This window comes from Levilactobacillus sp., assembly GCF_022646225.1.
Lineage (GTDB): Bacteria > Bacillota > Bacilli > Lactobacillales > Lactobacillaceae > Levilactobacillus > Levilactobacillus suantsaiihabitans.
The window spans coordinates 258,876-277,546 of the sequence record NZ_JALCJA010000002.1 but is presented as its reverse complement, the minus strand read 5'-3'; the positions used below and the strand labels follow the sequence as shown (position 1 = coordinate 277,546).

Here is an 18,671-nt window from a genome sequence, read left to right as displayed (position 1 = left end):
CCTCCTAATCCGGATAGTCTTCGATCAAACCGGTTGGGTTAAACGCCTTAGCCTGAGCTTTGGTCTTGTAGTAGTGTTGCAGATGGAGTTCGCCGTTGCTAGCATCCCACACGCGATTAATGAATAGTGATTTAATTTTTTTACCCCGGTAATGCCGCGTCACAATCTTATAGCCCTCTGTTCCTGGATCATTGATCTTAATGCCTTTGGAATAGTATTCCCAGGGATGATCCATCAACCAGCCCTTACTCATAAATAGAACCGTATCCCCCTGATATTTCTTCACATTTTTAGTTTTCTTGTTCAGCGGTGTTACCTTAACTGGGCTATACCCTGTACGCCACTTCTTGCCACTGAAGTTCCGAAACGAAGTCTGCTTGGCCTTGATCGTGTAGCGGTTGTAGTGGCCCTTCTGGTAGTAATACCAGGTTCCCTGAAATTTCTTGGGGAAACTGGCCATGGTCGTCTTGGTGCTGGCTTGCGCATCCGTCGTTGGCGTCGTCACGGCTAAAGCCGCGCCCAAGCTAACGGTCGCCAGTAATGCGCCCATCATATTTGTGAATTTCATTGATTTCGTCCTCCTTGCTTATTTGTGCATTGCGCCAACTGGATTGAAGTGCTTAGCCTGCGCCTTGGTTTGGTAGAAGTGATCTGTGGAGCTGGAGTTAAACGCTTCATAAGCCTTCATATATAGCACTTTTACTGACTTACCTTTGTAATTTTTGTGAATTACCTTGTAAGTTCCACCGCCATCTGTGACCAATAGACCACCCGGCACTATTCTGGTATAGCCATTCTTAGCCGCAAACGCACTGACACGATTGCGACTCTTACGAGTAAAGTCGGCAGTTTCGGCATAGCTTGAAAGACTCTTCACCTTAACGTATTTCAATGTCCGCTTAGTCGTAGAGATGTCACCAAAAGCAAAGTAGTTCCGCAAAACCAATTTCTTCGTCGTAAACTTCATGCTCTTGTAGTAATACCCATTGTTCTCCTCATAGTGGTACCAAGTCCCCCGCATATTTTTGGGGAAGGTCGCCAAACTACTCTTCGCCTTGGCCTGAGCCGTGGTCGGGGCATTCAGCGTCGTGCCACCGATGCCGATCGTGGTCGCCACTAAGAGGGCGCCTAAAAGATGATTCACTCGCATAATCTGTTCCTCCTAATTACATTCTGTTAGTGGTCGTTCACGTCAGTTGCTTATGTATCCCACTAACTAAATTTCATTATAGCGATTGGGGGTGTCACAACTTGTCATTTCAAATGATTCATTACAAAAAAAGTCCATCTAACTGATAATCACCAGTCGATGGACTTCCGCATTGTCTTTAATTTGCTAAAATCAAGTCCGCTAAGCGTTGACCACGAACTTTGGTGCTTGACCTTGGTCCAGCAAGACCACGTTGTGCGCGACGATGTTGGCCATGGCGTCCCGGGCTTCGACGGTGGCGTTACCAATGTGTGGCACTAAAATCACGTTGTCCAAGGCCTTGAAGCCGTCGTCAACTTCGGGTTCGTTTTCGTAAACGTCCAAAGCAGCTCCGGCCAATTTACCAGCCTTCAACGCTGCCAGCAGGGCCGTCTCGTCGACGATTGGTCCCCGGCCGACGTTGATCAGATAGGCCGTGTCCTTCATGTTGTCGAAGGCGGCCGCGTCAAACATGTGGTGCGTCTGTGGCGTGCCCGGTGCGTTGATACTGATGAAGTCACTGGTCTTGATCAGCTCTTCTAACGGCAGATAGTGGACGTTGAGTGCCTGGGCATCCGCGTCTGACAGAGGATGTGGCCCGTAGTAAGCCACGGTCATCCCCATGGCCAGCGCGCGTTTGGCAACTTCCTTACCGATACTGCCCAGACCTACGACCCCGAGCTGCTTGCCCGCAATCTCGTGGCCCAAGAAGAACAGTGGGGCCCAACCGGCAAAGCCCTTGGTCCGCATCAGCTTGTCACCTTCGACCATCCGGTGACTCAACGCCAGCATCAGGCCCATGGTCACTTCCGTCACGGAATTCGTGGAGACCGCTGGCGTGTTGGTGACCTGAATGCCCTTGGATTTGGCGTAGTCGGTATCAATGTTGTTGAAGCCGGCTCCAAAGTTGGCGATCAACTTGAGCTTGGGTGCCGCGTCAATAATCTCGCGGTCGACCTGGGTGGACAGCGTGGTGATCAGGTAATCGGCGCTGGCCGCCTGGCGCAACAACTCGGCATGTGAAATCAAGCCCTCACCCGTATAGCTGGCGAACTCTAGATTGTTTTGCTGCAATTCATCAAGTGCAACTTGCGGAAACTGGGCGGTTAAATAGACTTTTTTCATAATTTGCCTCCTAAAGCTTTGATACTCTTAGTATAATGGAAACGGATACATTCTCAATAACGCACTTTTTAGTTACCCATTCTACAAGGAGGAAATCACATGACTGATTCAGTTCGCAAACTCGTCCAACAACGGCTCCGTGACGGCGATTACACCTGCCGCAAGGAGTTCACCCTGGCCATGTTCAATGGCAAATGGAAAGTCAATATCATTTATCACCTGGGCCACGAAGGCAGCTACTACTTTCACGAACTCCAGGCGCTGTTGCCCCACGCCTCGCACAAGGAGTTGGCTAAAAAGCTCAAGGAGCTCCAAGAAGACAGCCTGATCGACCGCGAGATCGAAGACAATGGCCCGCGGGTCAAGGTCGCCTATTCCCTGACGCCGCTAGGCCGCTCGCTACTGCCCATCATCGACGCCATGTACGACTGGGGCGACCAGCGCCTGCGCGAGCTGAACGTCCACGATGTCCAGTTTGGGTTGGGGCAGGTGAAACAGTAAGCAAAACCGGTCAAGCGCTCAAGTGGGTGGCTGACCGGTTTTTTATTTATTTTCTTACTGGATAGCAAACGCAACCACGTCCCCCAATTTCCGTTTTAATCCCTAGTTTTTACGCCCGCCTGACCAGGATATTTGTCAATCGACGCGGGTTTTAGTTTTCTCTCACGCTCGGGTTAAATTTGTCGATAAATGGATTTTAACATGGTAATCTGAGTAAGAAAAAGTAAGGAGATGGTCATATGAAGAACGTCGTTAACGTTAAGGCCAAATTATCTTCAAAAAATCAGCTAACCATTCCCAAGGCTGTTCGGGACTCATTAGGCCTAACCAATCAGGACAAAGTTATTTTCCAACTCAGCGACGGTACTGTTACCCTTAAAAAGGACACTGATTTTTGGCATGAAGTCAATCAGCAGGCACAAGTTTATGGCAATCTCGATACCAATGAATTAGCTTGGGGGAATGACCAGGGAGACGAGGTTATTCCTGAATGACTTATAATCCCGGCGAAATCTACTATGTTGATTCCGACCCAGCTAAAGGGACCGCGCAAAGAAAAAAGCGCCCGTGTGTTGTGGTCAGCAATGCCCACTACAATCACTATTTCAATACGATCATCGTGGTTCCTATCAGCTCAAGCAAGAAGTTTTTAGAAGAAACTCGGTTCATCAAGTCCCCACTCTTTATTCAGCTGGCCAACCACCAGGACGTGCAAGGAACCATATTGACACAGCATCTCCGTTCCATTGATCCTAGGCAACGGATAACTTCTGCGCCCATTGCCCAGTTGACGACCTCTGAATTGGCTGATGTCCAACAGGCCTTGCTGAACTTCTTTTAAAAAAATGACCAGCGCCTGCGCGAGCTGAACGTCCACGATGTCCAGTTGGGGTTGGGGCAAGTTAAACAGTAAGCAAAACCACGCGTGGGCTAAACAGCGCTCAACCGGGCAGTCGGGGCGACCTGGGCCTGTGAACCCCACCTGCCGAAGCTGTGGGCCGCGCCAATCAACGCCAAACGCGCCTGGGACAAACCTCCCAGACGCGTTTTCTTTTGCCTTTAAAAAGCGTGTGCCAACAGGCGGTTAACTGGCGAGCATTAACGGTGCTAGGCGGATAATCCCGGGTCTGGATTATTTGTCTAGCAGTGTTAAGCGCAACCAGTTGCCTGTTGGCGCACGTTTCGGCTATGTGGCGGATATAGACGTATTTTTCGGCGCAAAGCGAGACGGCGAGACCGTTCTTCGGCTCGACTCGTCCCAGCGCGCCACCCCGTATTTAACGAACGGTAGGCGGCCGGGTTGCCTTGTGAGGCTGAAGACGACTACTTTTGATGCCATAAATTGCCTGATAACACTTGTTCTAGCCGATTTTCGTCTTTTACCCCTCAGTTACGGTCATAAGCCCACACCGTCAATGGCGCAAAGACCAGCACGATGATCACACCGGCGACCAGCACCAACAGGGATTCGTGCGTCCAGCCACCCGTGGCTAAGATCTGGCGAATCGCGGTGATCACGTAGGTCACGGGATTCAGGTCCGCCAGCACCCGCAATGGTTTGGTCAGCGATTTGAGCGGCACGAAGGCGTTGGACACGAAGGACAGGACCAGCATGGTGATCAACGAAAAGCTCTGGACGGTCGTGGCCTGCTTGGCTAACAGCCCCAATAAAGCAAAGACCCAGGACAGCGCCCAGCCAGTAAAGATCGCCAGTAGGCCGCAAACCAGGACCCAGCCGAACCCCGCGGCGGGCCGCCAGCCCATCAAGAAGCCGGTGGTCAGTGAGGTTATGGCCGCAATCACCAGCCGCAGACTGTCGGCGAACAGCTGGCCGGCTAACGGTGCAATGTGGGCCATTGGCAGCGATTTGAACCGGTCAAAGATGCCGGAGTCCAGGTCTTCGCGGAGCTGGGACCCCGACCCGGACGCCGCCGACAACATCGTTTGTGCCAAGATACCGGGGACAATCGTCGGCAAATACGCCTGCACGTTGCCGGCAATCGCGCCGCCGAACAGGTAACCGAACATCACCATGAACAAGACGGGCTGGATGATGACATCCATGAACCGGTCCGGATTGTGCACCGTCTTCAATAAATTGCGATAAGCCATCGTGGCCGTGTTCATGACCACGTTACCACTGTGTGTTTGGACATCCATATTTTCAAGCCTCCTAATTCTGCCCCACGGTCAACGCCATGAAAGCGTCGTCCAGTGAGGGCTCCGTGACAGACAACCGACTGACGGCCACTTGGGCGCGTTTCAGCGTTTCTAACACCGGCGTCAGCTGCGTGAGTTGGGACAAGGTGACGCTGAGTTGTTGACCGCTCTGCCGAACTTTGCCGGCGACGGTTTGGGCTAAAATGCGCAACGCCGCTTTGACCTGACTATCCTGGTTCACGGTAAACGTTAGAACCGTGCCGCCGACCTGTTGCTTAAGTTCGGCCGGCGTGCCCAGCTTGACCAATTTGCCATGGTCAATGACCGCCAACCGGTCGGCCAATTGATCGGCTTCCTCCAGATACTGCGTGGTCAGCACGATGGTCGACCCCTGGGCCACTAACCCCCGAATGGTGGTCCACATCTGCGTGCGCGTCCGCGGATCCAAGCCGGTCGTGGGTTCATCCAGAAAAATCAATGCCGGACGCGTGATCAGACTGACGGCCAAATCCAAGCGCCGCCGCATCCCGCCGGAAAAATGTTTCAAGGCCTTATCCGCGGACTGTTCCAGCGAGAACTCGGCCAACAATTCCGCCGTGCGCGTCTTGGCATCCGCCCGGGACAACCCGTTCAACCGCGCAAAGATCATCAGGTTCTCCCGTGCCGAGATGTCCTCGTCGACCGAGGCGTATTGCCCGGTCAATCCAAACAATGACCGCGCCAAGCGCCCCTCTGTCGCGGTGTCGTGGCCAAAGATCTTGACCTGCCCGGCATCGGGCTTGAGTAACGTGGTGATCATCCGCAACGTCGTGGTCTTGCCGGCACCATTGGGCCCCAACAGACCGAACACCTCACCGCGGTGAACGTTAAACGACAGGTCAGCGACCGCTAAATTATCCCCAAAGCGTTTCGATAGGTGCCGCACTTCAATCGCATTTTCTTCAGACATGTTCATTCCCTCTTAGCTGATTTATTAATCAGGTCCCCCTGATTAAAAAATATCATAAGGCCCCCTGATTAATTTGTCAACAATCTTGCCACAAGTTTCGCTGGTCACGACGGCGATGTCAGGTATAATGGCTGTATGGAGGGCGATAGCATGCCTAATTTAACGAAAAAAAGAAACGCGGCCGGCAAGCTCATCGAGTACGGCATGGTCCAGCACATGGCCGATGACCTCGCTCACCGCCGCCACGCCAACAAGGGCGACCAGCAATCGCCATTTCAGGGCCAGGGAAAGATTCTGCTGGCACTGTCGCAAACGGACGGCCTCTCCCAAAAGGAGCTGGCCAACCGTTTGAACATGACGGCCCAATCCACGGCCGAGTTCGTCAATAAGCTGGTCAAGAAAAACCTGGTCTCTAAGGAAAAATCTACGGTCGACCGGCGCAAGACCATCATCCGCTTGACCGACCACGGTCGTCGAACCGCCAGCAAGGAATCCGCCAAGATTCCCGCCTATTTAGACGACCTGACGGATACTGAATTGGACCAGCTGATTGCGATTTTAACCAAGATCAACAACAGCCTGTACGACGAGATTCACACGGAAAATCCCAACTGGTTCGAGAATTTCCAGCGGTCGGTGGCCGATCACTTGCGGGATTGGTTTTTGTAGGATAGTCATGTCAGCATCCCCACCGATAGCGGGCATTAAAAAGCGGTTAATCCCTAAGTTTGCTTGGGATTAACCGCTATATTTATTTGATTAATTTATAGTACTGATTAGGAGACGTCGGTGCTGAAGCAATTCTTTCTAAAATTCCCATCTCGGTCAAATGTTTCAGCGCTTTTCTCACCGAAGTTGCACTGTAATTTTCCACCTGTTTTAACACATCTTTCGTTTTGATGTTTCCTTGTTCATATGCCATTCCGATTGCAGCTTGCTCAATAAAGTTCGAGGAGTCCCAATCTGATCCAATCCTAGACTCCAGATCATTATTTTTTCTAAATGACCTCATTACAATATTATTCTTCAAAGTTAAGTTAACACTATTTGCATCAACATCATACACTGGTTCATCAAGAAAAAACTCACTCATATCTTTATAGATTCTATCGACACCTTCGCCAAATTCTCTTACCCATCCAAAATCAGTAAGGGCCCCTGCAATATATGGATTACGAGAATAATGCGTATGTCTTATATTCGCAGTTGTCACGACAGCCGGAAGTGAGCCTGGACTATGAATCTCCAACCTATCATCAAACATCACTATCCGAATATCATCCCCCGTATAGTTATAGCTCCCTCAAGCTCAACATAGCTCTCCCAAGCTCAACACTTCTCTGTTTAGCTCAACATCGCTTCCTCAAGCTCAACACTTCTCCGTTCAGCTCAACATCACTTTCTCAAGCTCAACACTTCTCCGTTCAGCTCAACATCACTTTCTCAAGCTCAACACTTCTCCGTTCAGCTCAACATCACTTTCTCAAGCTCAACACTTCTCCGTTTAGCTCAACATCGCTTTCTCAAGCTCAACACTTCTCCGTTCAGCTCAACATCGCTCCCTCAAGCTCAACACTTCTCCGTTCAGCTCAACATAGCTTCCTCAAGCTCAACACCTTTATGCTCAACGCAACCAATACCTAAACTGGAAAATATTTTCTTAATTTTACCACACCCCCTATCCATGGCAATCCTCTATTCATAAAAAACGTTTAAGCTCCAATAATTGAAGCGCTCAGCCAGGTCACACCACCCGAAAGCACCACCCACAGCGCTACTGGAGTATAGTCAAACATTGACACTCAAATGTACAGCTATCCACTAACTTAACCGATATCCAAAATACGGCTAGGCTCTCCCGTAGAGTCTAACCGCATTTTACACATTAACACTAGTCTTCCAACACAACCAACCAGTCGGCACGTACGGCAACACTAGGTTTGGCCAGCTAGTCTTGTTTCTTCCGCCGTTTGATTAGCGAAACGCCGGCCAATGCCAACAACCAGCTGCCAATCCAGGCTGCCAGGCCCGACCGTTGTTCGTCGGTTTGTGGCAAGGACGTTGCTGCAGAATTGCTAGCCTTCGTGGCCAACGCATCAGCGGCCCCGGCCGAACGAACATCATTTGCGGCCATACGTCCGGCCTGTTGGTCGCCAGCCCACCCCGTCGTGACTGGCTGGTCTGAACCACTCGTCGCTTGTTGGTGGACTTTGACACCAGCCGCCTTCAGGCCTAACTTCTGCACCTTGCCGTTGGCTACTGTGTCATTGCCAGGGGCCTTGATAGGCGTCGTCGTGGGAGTCCCTTCGTCTGCTGTTGCAGATGGTGGCGTCACATCCGGTTGACCGGCGTCCGGGTTCTCCGACTGCGAATCACCTGGATCAGTTGGCGTTACGCCAAGCGTTCCCGGATTAGTGGCGGACTCTTGAATGTGATTGAGCGTGACCGTCGGCGCCTGCGGCAGGGTCGGGGTCGAAATTTCCGTTTCAACCTGCTCACCACCCGGTAAGGTTATCGTCTCCTGTTTCACCCCATTTGGCGCTGAAATCACTGGCACATCAGCCGTCTTCAGCTCATCAGGGGTCGAAATTTCAACTGTCAGCTCGGCTACTTCAGGTAAAGCGTCGTCGTCAACGAAGTTGGTTGTGATTTTCGGGGATGCTGTATACATGAAGTAATAGTGCTGATTATGAGTTGAATCTGGTGTCGTCCCCGTCAATAGATCCATAAATTCAGCTATCGGATCAAGGCTGGTAAACACGTAAAAGTCTTGGCGTTCAGCCTCACCTTGCGGAAAGCTCTGCTCAAACCAGCCTTCCGATTCGTCTTTAGCCTGACCAGACGACCAAAATCCTGTAAGGTAATACGTTTGGTTATCTTCTTTATTGTACGGATTTTTGCGGTAAGGTCCCACGTTCCGCAACACCGCTTCAATTTCAGCCCGTTTCTCCGAACTAAATACCGCGTAAAGAGGGACGTCGCCGTTTTCTTCGGACTCTCCTTCTCTAAACTTAAATTCTAAGTCGTTGCTATCCGAATCGGAACCATTGGTGAAAAAATGGACTTGCTGATTAGTAATCTTATGATCACGCGCGGGTGCCGTGAAATAATCTAAATTATCGCCAAAGTAGAATAATAAGGAAATATTACTGCCAGACCCATAAACAAAATCGCTTCCATCCTCCACTCCTGTCGTCCAGCCATTAGTCGAGAAGCGTTTGGGATCTCTCATAGACTCCGCGATGGCTTGATTATTGGCTTCATCCGGTGCACTCACCGCCAGCTCTGCCACAAACTTGTCATAGGTCTCCTTAAATGCCGTCAATTTGTCAGAGAAACCCTGGTACCGGTCAGCGACATCTTTTGCGGCTGGATAGGCATCGTCATCCGAACTAGCAGCCAGCAAGTCCGCGTAACTCAACTCACCATTTCCCCCATTAATCGCTTGCGCAAAATCAGCTGCCTTGTTAGCCAAGTCATCACCGATGGCCGAAAAACTCTGGGTTAAGACTGACCACGTATCCGCCTTAAAAGCGGCATTGTAGAGTGTCTTCAACATGGCTTGTTCCCCGTTGATGACGTCAATGATCGTATTCAGGCGGGCCAGGCGCTGCTGCAGTCGGAAATCCGCCGCCAAGGTCTCAGCGGCAGCTAGACTGGCCTGGTTTGCCTCTAAGCTCTGCCGCAATGCTGACAAATCTGGCAACTCCTTATCACTAGCTTGCGTGGCCTGGCCACTAGCCGTTAGTGCCGTCTGATAAGCGGTTAACGCGGCTTGATAAGCATCCTGGCTCGTCACCAGCCCCTCAATCGCAGTTGCCACTGCCGTTTGCTGGTCTTCAACTGCAGTCGCCAGGTTCCCAAAATCGGGTAGTGATTGGGTTTCTGCCGCGATTACGGCGTCCAGATACGCTTGATACGTTTCCTGCCAATCTACTAACTGTCCCTGTAAGTTTGCCAATGCCTCGTTAGCAGCGCTTAAAATCGATTCTTTGCCCATGTTGAGTTGCTCATAGGCTGCCTGGTAGGTTGCCAGGTCGGAGGACTGCTCATTAATTGCTGTCAGATAAGCCTGAATGATTTGTTGGTTATCCTCACTGTTCACAAAGTCTTTGTAGGCATTTTGCGCCTTAGCCACCTGATCAATCGCGTCCACAATGGCCTGTTGCTTGGTCTTCAGATCCGTGTTATCCACCGTCTTAGATAGCTCCCGTAACGCGTCATTGTAGGCGTCAATGGCTTTTCGACTGTTGCTAACCGCATTTTGATAGGCCGTAATCGCTGCGGAAATATCCACATAGCGGGCGTTAGCTGCGGCGTAGGCCCGTTGAACTTGGCGGTCGGCTAAGACCTGGTCCCAATCAGCAATATCCTCTGATTTAATAACGGCGATGTCGCCACCTGTCTGGTCATTATATGCCGCAACGGCTGAATTATACGCCGTAAGCGCATCGTCATAAGTTTCTTTCAAGCCTTGTAGATCCTCATCCGTGATCGTAAAATCCTTGAGGGCAGCTGTTAACTCACCAGCCGCATCGGTCAAATCCGCACCAACCTGATTAACCTGAACGGAAACGTCATAATTGGCAATACTGTCTTGTACCGCCGCTACCTGCTTAGTCACGCCAGCCTGAAAATCCGTGACGGCCTGCTGATAATCGCTTCCGGTAGTGCCGTCCGGATGCGTAACTTCCTTGACGGCGTTGGGTTGCTCCTTGATAGTGCCATTAATCTTAGCCTGGTAAGCATCGATCAGTTCTTGGGCCTTTGTGGCCGCGTCGTTGAAACCGTTCGCATTTTGCTGGTACTCATCTAAGGCTTTCTGCAGTTGATTCTGCCAATCGGCTTGCGAAGTCAAATCCGCCTGATCTAATAACTCCTGCAATTTTTCCTGACTCTCGTTGACGGCCGCCGACTTGTCATTAGCCTCATCAACCTGTGTCTGCGCATCATCATAAGTATCTTCTAGTTTCGGATCAGCTACCGGTTCAGCCGGCTCTTCGCTAGTTTCCGTGGCTTCTGGCACCGTTGCTGGCGCCACCTTGTCTGCACCGTTCTCCGCCAATTCCGCTTGCGGTGGGTCGTTAGTAGCGGCCGCGGCGGGCATTGCTTGTCCCATCCCCAGCCCGACCGTCACGGCCACACCGGCAATCAACCCTACTGCCCAATTTTTACCCACCTTATACATTTTATAGTGTACGTTTGCCATTTGATGCCGGTTGAAATACATGAGGACTCCTCCTTGATATATTTGCCTGTGAAATGACCAACTTGATTCATTTGTGATAAACTTAATTTAAGTATAACAAGGTTAATCCCATTTAGCAATCCGCCTTTTAGGTAATCGCTTTTACCCAAAACTGAGTATCCTGTAAACGAGATAACTGGAGAAATCGATATTAGTGACTTGGTACCGCTTCTAGCTTATCGAACTATAATAAATAGTGTTAATAAATCAACTTTACCAACCATTTTCCTTTTCCGCCACAATCCCTAATGCACGCGATTGCGTTGACTAAAAACTAGCTCCCCCCTCAGCAGACGTTTCCCTTTTCGATGTATATACGAGATATTATACTGTACGTACGTAAGGAGGCTATTTCATGTTAGAAGCTAAAACAAAACTTTTCAAATCAGGTAGTTCCAACGCCATTCGTTTGAACAAGGAAATCAGTCGGGCTTTAAATGTTCGACCTGGTGATGAATTAATTGTTAAGTACGACCCCGCTTCGAAATCTGTCATCATTAAGCAAGAAGAGCCCCGGATGGCTGTCAGTGATGACTTTAATCAACTTCTCAATGAGGCCTATGCTGAAAATAAGGGCGTCATGGATTTACTTAAAGAGCTATGAGATATTTACTTACCATGGTCAACCGGCGCGTTATCACCGGTGCGGGTGAAGGTACTATTGGTATCGCTGACAACAACGGACTTGATGCCATTGTTAATCAGCCCCAGGCTGCCTTTTTTGGTCGCGAAGCTTACCCAACCATTTGGTTAAAGGCGGCCTGCATGCTACAAAAAATAACACAAAAACACGTTTTTTTGACGGTAACAAGCGGACAGCTTACTTGAGCATGTTTCTTTTCCTTAAGCTTAATGGGTTCCAGCTGAGTCTGCCGAAAGAAATAGCGAAGGACTTAGTCATGGAAGCCACTCTCGCCAAAGATACTGAAAAAGAAATGCTCAAGCTTGCGGCTTTCATCGAAAAAAATAGTCACCCGTTAACTTAACTGACAGTAAAAATACGGCTGGGCCCGCAACAACGCCTAACCGTATTTTGTCTGTCGTCATGTCAATTGCCAAAAACAGTCTGTCCGCTCAGCGCTCACTGTCTAACCTATTTCACCTTGAGAACCAATCGCTTTGCCGCCGAGACATATTGGCCGTTCGTCAACTGGTAACGCGCCGTCAGCTTGCATTTGACCAGCCGCTTTACCCGGAGGATCTGTCCTTTCTTGTAGTGGGCCCGTTTACCCAAATGGTCCGTGGTTCGATAGCCGTTTAGTCCCTTCAGAACCTTGATTTTCTTGGCGGTAGTTTGGTAGTAGGCCCGGTCGACGAAGGCTTTTCTCGCGGTGATGTAGCCCTTGCGTCCAGCAGTCCCCGGGGTGACCTCGCGCACGCGATAGCGCAACACGCCATGCTTGGAACGGGCATAACCAATGACCTTAAACATTGGCCGCTTGATGCGAGGTTGCTTCTGGTACCAGCGCAAGCGATTCTTGGTCATAAAAGTTGGTCGCCGATACAAGCCAATCTTGCGCGTGGACCAGACCAGCTTCTGGGTTACCTTGGCCGGTCGTGAGGTCACAGCGTCCGGTTGTGGGGCTACCGGATGCGGCTGGGGTGCAGTCGCTTCCCCTGAAGCACCCGCGTTACCGGTCGTTTTCTTGGGAATCGGAATCTGATACGTTTGCGCATAAGAGAAGACACTGCTGAGTGGAGAATTAGAAACTGGAACCGCAAAATACAGCACGCGAACCTTAACCGACGTGCTACCAGCTGGTACGTTGGTGATTCGTAAGGTATCTAAGTCGGACAGCGCTCCGGTAAAGTACCCCGGATAGCTCTGGACCAGCTGCTTCAAGTCATCCAGCTCGCCCGTGCTTAACCGCGTCGTATACTTGGTCACTCGTTGTTGCGCATCCAACTGATTCACCAGCGTCAGGTCATTGCTCCCCAGTTCGAGAATGGGGTGTTCCGGATCGACAACCAGCCCATATGACTCTTCGAAACCATCTTGATCCTGGGCCACCCCTTCTTGACTCTTTTGATATCGATTAGCAGCGACATGTGTTTGAACATTTTGGGGGTCGTCAAAATAATCCGACTCGCCATGATCCACCCGGTAGCCAATCACCGTGGGCACCTCTTGGTTGGGATCTTGCTGCATCTGAATCTTATTTTCGGGAAAGGCCGCAAAGGGAACCGTGAGCGTATTGCCGACCAATTTCACGGCACTGGTATCGGGGAGCCTGATACTGCCGTGCCCCTGTTGGAAATGGGCCGCAAGCGTCAGGTTGGCGGCTGAAAACTGTTGATTCTCGGATTCGCTTAGCAAAGCTTGCTTATAGGTCAAGTACGGACTAAAATCAGTCACCCGATTTTGGGCAAACCCCAGCTTGAGTATCGACCGAAAAGTCATCACGTCGATGTTCGACTGAACCGTGTGCACAAAGGTCGTAAATTCTGAATTGCCTAAGTTATTTTTAGAAAAATCGATCTCCGCCGGAAAGGAAACAACCTCGCCCCTAGAGGTCTGGCGATGACTCATCATGGCATTGGTGATCGTAGCGATGTCCGTTGATTTAAGGGCTGGCTGATTGTAGAGATGCAGCCCGGACAAGCCCCTAGCAATCCGCAACAACGGCGTGTAGTCGGTCATCGGCTGGTCAATGTAAATTGAGTAGCTGTCCTCCGCCAGAAAGGCCAATGGTTCACCGGAAATCTTAACGTAACGCTCTTGGCCGTATTTATTGCGTATGTTATATTGCTCCAAGGCCGCTCGGACAATATCAGCGTTAGAGTCACCTTGGGGCAAGAGATCATCCAGCTGGTCTGAAAAAGTAATTGGCTTTTGGGTAACCGGATTGATATCCGCAGCAGTATCCGCATGACCTACTGTGGTTGGACACACTAGCCAAAATGTCGCAATCAGTAGGATGGCCATTAGGCTGATCTGTAAGTATATAACGCATCTTCTTTTCAAGAGATTTCCCTCCCTAAAACAAGTTATAGTCGTCATTATGACACCTTTAGTTTATCACATTTGGTATACTTATTTAACCAAAAATAGGATTGATTTTATTGTGCATTTTTCGTTTTTATATTTTATAGTTTATGCTAATAATTTGTGTAGCTAATTGTCATACTTGTCTGCTGGACGTGAACCAGGTGCACTGTCAGTGTCTCCACGTTATTTCTCGATGATGGGATTGGCGTGCCGCGCTTTTCCCTATCCTGTGCGTGTTCCTGACTCAGTCGACGCATTGTTCCCAAGCCAATTGTCAGGTGACTTTGGGTAAAAATGTCAAACGGAAAATATTGTACAAAAAAACGGTCAACCTCCCATCTTAGAGTTTGACCGTGCTTTTTAAAATTAGCTAGTGTTTATTTTGTCTTTTTCATTGTGAAATTAATCAATTCGATACCATCCCGGACAACCAAGTTTCGTCTTACCACCCGAAAGCCTCGTGCTTCAAAGAACGGGCGTGCCGTAATTGAAGCATTAGTTGTATATAAATCAACCGGAATAGCCTGTTCTAAGGCCACCAGCAGCCTCGTTGCGATGCCTTCACCTTGAGATCGGCACTAACAAACAAGCGGTCTAAATAGCCCGTAGTCGTCATATCAGCGAAACCCACCAAGTCTTCGTCCAACCAAGCTAAATAAGTGCAATGAGCTAACAAGGACGTCTGCCACTTGGCCCGAACATCCGCGGTGTCGGACCCTAGCCACGCCTCTATCTGCCTTATCGTATAGTCCTTGGCATTCACTCGTGAGACAGTTTCTCGAAATAGCCGCATCACGGCTTCCAAGTTCTCTACACGATACTCCTGTAGCTCAATCAAACTTTCACCCGACTTTCGGCGTCCTAGTAACCACTAGTGACTAAACGTGCAGCTACCGAGCAGCCAGTTGCGCTTAACTCCAGCGGTCGCATCAGCCATGCTGGCTAATCCGCCCACTGCCGTTAATGCTCACTGCCTAATCGCTCTTCGCCACACTCTCAATTTTTCCCACGAAAAAGCCGCCCCCACAAACGAGGCGGCTTCGAGTCAGCTGGGAATTACTTGCCCAACTTCGTCTTGTTAGTCATGTTTAACTTGTCATCGAAGTCGTAGACAACTGGTTCACCGGTTGCCATTTCAAGGTTCATGATGTCATCATCACTGATCCGTTCGATGTACTTGGAAAGGGCACGCAGTGAGTTACCGTGAGCGGCGATGATTACGTTCTTGCCGTCAAGCAGCTTTGGTGCGATTTGGTCTTCCCAGAATGGGTTGAGGGCGGTATGGTAAAATAATTGTCAGACCAGCCTTTCGTAACTATACTTTCCTTGAATAGGCGCCAGGTAGTGACAAGGAAAATAATCAAGCAGACTCTGATGTATACCACATCGTTCAACATCAAAAAATTAAGATTCTAATGCCAAATTGCTTTATAATGATTAAATTTTTTAATACTAATTTTTGTATAATAGGTTGGTTTGGCATTTGGGTGAAATGCCGTCGATAATGAAACCTTTAATTTTCCATTTTTAGTTTTATTGGCATACTGGGGTGTAGAAGCACCTACCGGAGTAAAGCTATAACCTATACTCGTATTCTGCCAATTAACCTTATCTGTAAATTTATTCAACCCTTTGTTTAAGTACGTAATTTTTTTACCTTTGTAAATACGCATGATACTATTCTTATGCTTCCATGCACCACGAACTGACTTAGGTGAACCAGCAGCTTGTGCTGAAACCGGTGTCACTAATAATGGCATAACCAACAGCAAACTCATTATCACTAGCAAGAAACGTTTTTTCATCACTAACTCTCCCCTCAAAAATCACATATTGATAGCGGTACCAATTGTATGATATACCATTTAACTTCCTATATCAACAGCATAACACCATGCACTTATCATTGAACAATACACGTTATTTCCATCAAAAAAGGATGTAACCATTTTAGTGGTCACACCCTGATTCAAATTAGCTAGCGTCCGCGTCTTCTTGTACAAACGTATGCTTGTCATCCAGCACATACTGGAACACCACGGAGTTCAACATCAAGCTTGCCCGAAACAAAGCCTTGATGCCTTGTTCATTGCTCATGACCACGAAGAATTCCCGGTCAGTGCCGCTGACGCGTTGGAAGTCTTCGTATTCACCCTTGAACCCTTCTTTGCGGAACAAGGCGATAATCTTCATCATTTCAATCTGTGATACTTCTTTGTCTGCCAATTCAATCTCTTTTCTCTCATCTAAATTTTCGGTTGCTAGCGGCCCCGCTAGTGACCGCTAGTGACCGCTAGTGACTAAACGTGCAGCTACCGAGCAGGCAGTTGCGCTTAACCCCAGCGGTCGCATCAGCCATGCTGCCTAATCCGCCCACTGCCGTTAATGCTCACTGCCTAATCGCTCTTCGCCACACTCTCAATTTTTCCCACGAAAAAGCCGCCCCCACAAACGAGGCGGCTTCGAGTCGGTTGTGAATTACTTGCCCAACTTCGTCTTGTTAGTCATGTTTAACTTGTCATCGAAGTCGTAGACAACTGGTTCACCGGTTGCCATTTCAAGGTTCATGATGTCATCATCACTGATCCGTTCGATGTACTTGGAAAGAGCACGCAGTGAGTTACCGTGAGCGGCGATGATGACGTTCTTGCCGTCAAGCAGCTTTGGTGCGATTTGGTCTTCCCAGAATGGCATAACACGTTCCAGGGTAACCTTTAAGTTTTCCCCACCAGGCACGATGTTCGGGTCCAAGTTAGCGTAACGTGGATCCTTAACAGCTGAACCTTCAGCGTCTGCGTCCAAGAGTGGTGGCAAGACATCGTAAGAACGACGCCAGATGTGGACTTGGTCGTCACCGTACTTTTCAGCGGTTTCCTTCTTGTTCAAGCCTTGTAAAGCACCGTAGTGACGTTCGTTCAAACGCCAAGTCTTGGTTTCTGGAATCCAAAGTTGGTCGGATTCTTCCAAAACGTAGTGTAACGTCTTGATGGCCCGCTTCAGAACTGACGTGTAAGCGTAGTCGAACTTCAAGCCAGATTCCTTGATCTTTTGACCAGCGGACTTAGCTTCTTCAACACCCTTTTCGCTTAAATCAACGTCAACCCAACCAGTGAACTTGTTAGCCAAGTTCCATTCGCTTTGGCCGTGGCGAATCAATACTAATTTTGCCATCACTTATAACCTCTTTCTGTCGTAGAATACCTTGTCATTTTACACCATCTAGCCGCGGATTTCAGCTAAATTGTGCGGTTCTTTGCATGTAATCGCTTTCTTCTGTGAGAATCCTGAGAAGCTGGTCAAACGAAAACGGCCATCCCCATTTTCGGGACGGCCGTTAGGTAACTGCGGTTATTTCTCGTTATTTTGACTATGGTTGCGGCGTATCTCCCGCAATTTTTTCACGTCGACGTGGGGCGCCGGATGCAGACCGTGGACCGGTCGTACGCCCAGGATATCCAAGAAGAATGTGAAAATTGGCACCCCGACGATCAAGCCCCAGACACCAAACAGTTGCTCACCCGCTAACAACACGACGAACGTGTAGAAGATGGGCAATTCGGTGCGGCTCGACATGAACTTGGGATTGAGCACGTAGGCTTCCAGCGCGTGGACCACAACGATCATGACCAGAATGTACACGACATAGCGGAAGCCGCCCACGGAATAGCCCAGAATCGTCAACGGCACGATGGACACGATGACCCCAGCCACGGGAATCAGGCTTAAAATAAAAATCATAATGGCCAGCGTCGGCAGTTGTGGCATCCCCATGATGGCCAGCACAATCGTGGTAATCACGGTATTGCACAAGGCAATGAAGAACTGGGCCTCCAAGACGACCCCAAAAGTGTTGACAAATTTCGTGGCAAAAAAGTTAATGTCTTGAAAGAACCACCCGTAGGTACTGGTCAAGAAGCGCTTGGAGAACTCACCCATCTGCTTACTTTCAATCGTGAAGAAGAAGCTCAAGATCATGGACATGAACACCGTGGCCCCAAATGAGCCAATCGTCGACACGTAGGTCAGAACCAATTTGGCTCCGTTTTGCAGCTGATTGACGATGTCGGACGTCTGAATATAATTTGTGACATAACTGATAATCTCATTACTGTTATTTTTCGGATTTTGATAGAACTTGTACAGGTTCTCAATCCCGTGAATCGAGGAATTCAGAATCTGCGGCAGATACGTGGTCACCGCCCAATAGAGCGCGCCAATCACGACGACGTAGGTGACCGTCACAATCAGTGCTGGCGGCAGCTTGACGACCTTGCGAATCGCCTTAACTAATTGCAGGACCAAAAACGTGAAAATAAACGTCAGCAGAATCATGTTCATTTCCGCGCGAATCAGCCAGAGCACAAAGATCATCAACGCCAGCACGGTAAAGCGCCGGAGTCGAATATTTTCAACGAAGCGTTGCCATAAACTCAATGATAAATTCCTCCATCTCGTAATAGCTTTATTATACCGTATCTCGGCTAAATCCCTAATAGTTTCGGTGAATCTC

Annotated in this window: 19 protein-coding genes and 1 pseudogene; 6 read left to right on the top strand and 14 right to left on the bottom strand. The window is 49.3% G+C overall.

Annotated elements, in window-relative coordinates; all coding sequences use genetic code 11:
• Positions 1 to 4 precede the first annotated feature (4 nt).
• The 3 genes from LKH74_RS04020 to LKH74_RS04010 all read right to left on the bottom strand — a co-directional run bounded on the left by LKH74_RS04020 (position 5) and on the right by LKH74_RS04010 (position 2,314).
• Complete coding sequence (locus LKH74_RS04020; RefSeq protein ID WP_287788305.1) at positions 5 to 568, bottom strand: hypothetical protein; 564 nt, start codon at positions 566 to 568, stop codon at positions 5 to 7.
• An 18-nt stretch (positions 569 to 586) separates the two neighbouring features.
• Positions 587 to 1,150, bottom strand: coding sequence for a hypothetical protein (locus tag LKH74_RS04015; RefSeq protein ID WP_287788303.1), 564 nt, complete (start codon positions 1,148 to 1,150; stop codon positions 587 to 589).
• Positions 1,151 to 1,351: 201 nt separating this feature from the next.
• Positions 1,352 to 2,314 carry a 2-hydroxyacid dehydrogenase family protein gene (locus LKH74_RS04010; protein ID WP_135367045.1) on the bottom strand — a complete coding sequence of 321 codons (963 nt, stop codon included), beginning with the start codon at positions 2,312 to 2,314 and terminating at the stop codon, positions 1,352 to 1,354.
• Between the two features lie 99 nt (positions 2,315 to 2,413).
• On the opposite strand from LKH74_RS04010, the gene LKH74_RS04005 reads away from it, so the two are divergent.
• The 3 genes from LKH74_RS04005 to LKH74_RS03995 all read left to right on the top strand — a co-directional run bounded on the left by LKH74_RS04005 (position 2,414) and on the right by LKH74_RS03995 (position 3,656).
• The gene (locus LKH74_RS04005) at positions 2,414 to 2,815 is read left to right on the top strand and encodes a winged helix-turn-helix transcriptional regulator (RefSeq protein WP_135367046.1); all 402 of its coding nucleotides are present in this window, start codon (positions 2,414 to 2,416) and stop codon (positions 2,813 to 2,815) included.
• Between the two features lie 239 nt (positions 2,816 to 3,054).
• A complete protein-coding gene (locus LKH74_RS04000) occupies positions 3,055 to 3,309 on the top strand; it encodes an AbrB/MazE/SpoVT family DNA-binding domain-containing protein (RefSeq protein WP_135367047.1) in 255 nt (84 codons plus the stop codon).
• Complete coding sequence (locus tag LKH74_RS03995; protein ID WP_287788302.1) at positions 3,306 to 3,656, top strand: type II toxin-antitoxin system PemK/MazF family toxin; 351 nt, start codon at positions 3,306 to 3,308, stop codon at positions 3,654 to 3,656. The genes LKH74_RS04000 and LKH74_RS03995 overlap by 4 nt, the downstream gene beginning before the upstream one ends.
• Before the next feature lie 545 nt (positions 3,657 to 4,201).
• Here LKH74_RS03995 and LKH74_RS03990 read toward each other — a convergent pair.
• Together LKH74_RS03990 and LKH74_RS03985 are read right to left on the bottom strand one after the other, a co-directional pair.
• The gene (locus LKH74_RS03990; protein ID WP_135367049.1) at positions 4,202 to 4,975 is read right to left on the bottom strand and encodes an ABC transporter permease; all 774 of its coding nucleotides are present in this window, start codon (positions 4,973 to 4,975) and stop codon (positions 4,202 to 4,204) included.
• Between the two features lie 13 nt (positions 4,976 to 4,988).
• Positions 4,989 to 5,924 (bottom strand): ATP-binding cassette domain-containing protein, encoded by a 936-nt coding sequence (locus tag LKH74_RS03985; RefSeq protein WP_287788301.1) that lies wholly within the window; start codon positions 5,922 to 5,924, stop codon positions 4,989 to 4,991.
• A gap of 150 nt (positions 5,925 to 6,074) precedes the next feature.
• Here LKH74_RS03985 and LKH74_RS03980 point away from each other — a divergent pair, with 150 nt between their 5' ends.
• Positions 6,075 to 6,593 carry a MarR family winged helix-turn-helix transcriptional regulator gene (locus LKH74_RS03980; RefSeq protein ID WP_167850112.1) on the top strand — a complete coding sequence of 173 codons (519 nt, stop codon included), beginning with the start codon at positions 6,075 to 6,077 and terminating at the stop codon, positions 6,591 to 6,593.
• Between the two features lie 82 nt (positions 6,594 to 6,675).
• Here the strand turns inward: LKH74_RS03980 and LKH74_RS03975 are convergent, their stop codons facing one another.
• Together LKH74_RS03975 and LKH74_RS03970 are read right to left on the bottom strand one after the other, a co-directional pair.
• Positions 6,676 to 7,200 carry an ATP-binding protein gene (locus LKH74_RS03975; RefSeq protein ID WP_287788505.1) on the bottom strand — a complete coding sequence of 175 codons (525 nt, stop codon included), beginning with the start codon at positions 7,198 to 7,200 and terminating at the stop codon, positions 6,676 to 6,678.
• A gap of 672 nt (positions 7,201 to 7,872) precedes the next feature.
• Positions 7,873 to 11,154, bottom strand: coding sequence for a KxYKxGKxW signal peptide domain-containing protein (locus LKH74_RS03970; protein WP_287788299.1), 3,282 nt, complete (start codon positions 11,152 to 11,154; stop codon positions 7,873 to 7,875).
• Positions 11,155 to 11,527: 373 nt separating this feature from the next.
• On the opposite strand from LKH74_RS03970, the gene LKH74_RS03965 reads away from it, so the two are divergent.
• Together LKH74_RS03965 and LKH74_RS03960 are read left to right on the top strand one after the other, a co-directional pair.
• Positions 11,528 to 11,776, top strand: coding sequence for an AbrB/MazE/SpoVT family DNA-binding domain-containing protein (locus tag LKH74_RS03965; RefSeq protein WP_287788297.1), 249 nt, complete (start codon positions 11,528 to 11,530; stop codon positions 11,774 to 11,776).
• Positions 11,773 to 12,000: a hypothetical protein gene (locus tag LKH74_RS03960; RefSeq protein WP_287788295.1), complete on the top strand. Its 228-nt coding sequence runs from the start codon at positions 11,773 to 11,775 to the stop codon at positions 11,998 to 12,000. The genes LKH74_RS03965 and LKH74_RS03960 overlap by 4 nt, the downstream gene beginning before the upstream one ends.
• 265 nt (positions 12,001 to 12,265) lie before the next feature.
• Here the strand turns inward: LKH74_RS03960 and LKH74_RS03955 are convergent, their stop codons facing one another.
• The 7 genes and pseudogenes from LKH74_RS03955 to LKH74_RS03925 form a co-directional block, all read right to left on the bottom strand.
• A complete protein-coding gene (locus LKH74_RS03955; RefSeq protein WP_287788293.1) occupies positions 12,266 to 14,137 on the bottom strand; it encodes a DUF5776 domain-containing protein in 1,872 nt (623 codons plus the stop codon).
• A gap of 401 nt (positions 14,138 to 14,538) precedes the next feature.
• A complete protein-coding gene (locus tag LKH74_RS03950) occupies positions 14,539 to 14,700 on the bottom strand; it encodes a GNAT family N-acetyltransferase (protein ID WP_287788292.1) in 162 nt (53 codons plus the stop codon).
• Positions 14,701 to 15,217: 517 nt separating this feature from the next.
• Positions 15,218 to 15,430, bottom strand: a pseudogene (locus LKH74_RS03945) (2,3-bisphosphoglycerate-dependent phosphoglycerate mutase); the annotation flags it as partial.
• A 143-nt stretch (positions 15,431 to 15,573) separates the two neighbouring features.
• The gene (locus tag LKH74_RS03940) at positions 15,574 to 15,966 is read right to left on the bottom strand and encodes a hypothetical protein (protein ID WP_287788290.1); all 393 of its coding nucleotides are present in this window, start codon (positions 15,964 to 15,966) and stop codon (positions 15,574 to 15,576) included.
• A gap of 169 nt (positions 15,967 to 16,135) precedes the next feature.
• Positions 16,136 to 16,387, bottom strand: a complete 252-nt coding sequence (locus LKH74_RS03935) for a hypothetical protein (protein ID WP_287788289.1) — start codon at positions 16,385 to 16,387, stop codon at positions 16,136 to 16,138.
• Between the two features lie 252 nt (positions 16,388 to 16,639).
• Complete coding sequence (locus LKH74_RS03930) at positions 16,640 to 17,332, bottom strand: 2,3-diphosphoglycerate-dependent phosphoglycerate mutase (protein WP_125575731.1); 693 nt, start codon at positions 17,330 to 17,332, stop codon at positions 16,640 to 16,642.
• Positions 17,333 to 17,509: 177 nt separating this feature from the next.
• Positions 17,510 to 18,595, bottom strand: coding sequence for an AI-2E family transporter (locus tag LKH74_RS03925; protein WP_135368894.1), 1,086 nt, complete (start codon positions 18,593 to 18,595; stop codon positions 17,510 to 17,512).
• Positions 18,596 to 18,671 lie beyond the last annotated feature (76 nt).

Bases quoted from the DNA above. Each gene is read 5' to 3' on its own strand.
- LKH74_RS04000 (WP_135367047.1), top strand. From the start codon at position 3,055: ATGAAGAACGTCGTTAACGTTAAGGCCAAATTATCTTCAAAAAATCAG.
- LKH74_RS03930 (WP_125575731.1), bottom strand. From the start codon at position 17,332: ATGGCAAAATTAGTATTGATTCGCCACGGCCAAAGCGAATGGAACTTG.
- LKH74_RS03965 (WP_287788297.1), top strand. From the start codon at position 11,528: ATGTTAGAAGCTAAAACAAAACTTTTCAAATCAGGTAGTTCCAACGCC.
- LKH74_RS03970 (WP_287788299.1), bottom strand. From the start codon at position 11,154: ATGTATTTCAACCGGCATCAAATGGCAAACGTACACTATAAAATGTAT.
- LKH74_RS04005 (WP_135367046.1), top strand. From the start codon at position 2,414: ATGACTGATTCAGTTCGCAAACTCGTCCAACAACGGCTCCGTGACGGC.
- LKH74_RS03985 (WP_287788301.1), bottom strand. From the start codon at position 5,924: ATGTCTGAAGAAAATGCGATTGAAGTGCGGCACCTATCGAAACGCTTT.
- LKH74_RS03995 (WP_287788302.1), top strand. From the start codon at position 3,306: ATGACTTATAATCCCGGCGAAATCTACTATGTTGATTCCGACCCAGCT.
- LKH74_RS04020 (WP_287788305.1), bottom strand. From the start codon at position 568: ATGAAATTCACAAATATGATGGGCGCATTACTGGCGACCGTTAGCTTG.
- LKH74_RS04015 (WP_287788303.1), bottom strand. From the start codon at position 1,150: ATGCGAGTGAATCATCTTTTAGGCGCCCTCTTAGTGGCGACCACGATC.
- LKH74_RS03980 (WP_167850112.1), top strand. From the start codon at position 6,075: ATGCCTAATTTAACGAAAAAAAGAAACGCGGCCGGCAAGCTCATCGAG.
- LKH74_RS03940 (WP_287788290.1), bottom strand. From the start codon at position 15,966: ATGAAAAAACGTTTCTTGCTAGTGATAATGAGTTTGCTGTTGGTTATG.
- LKH74_RS03960 (WP_287788295.1), top strand. From the start codon at position 11,773: ATGAGATATTTACTTACCATGGTCAACCGGCGCGTTATCACCGGTGCG.
- LKH74_RS04010 (WP_135367045.1), bottom strand. From the start codon at position 2,314: ATGAAAAAAGTCTATTTAACCGCCCAGTTTCCGCAAGTTGCACTTGAT.
- LKH74_RS03990 (WP_135367049.1), bottom strand. From the start codon at position 4,975: ATGGATGTCCAAACACACAGTGGTAACGTGGTCATGAACACGGCCACG.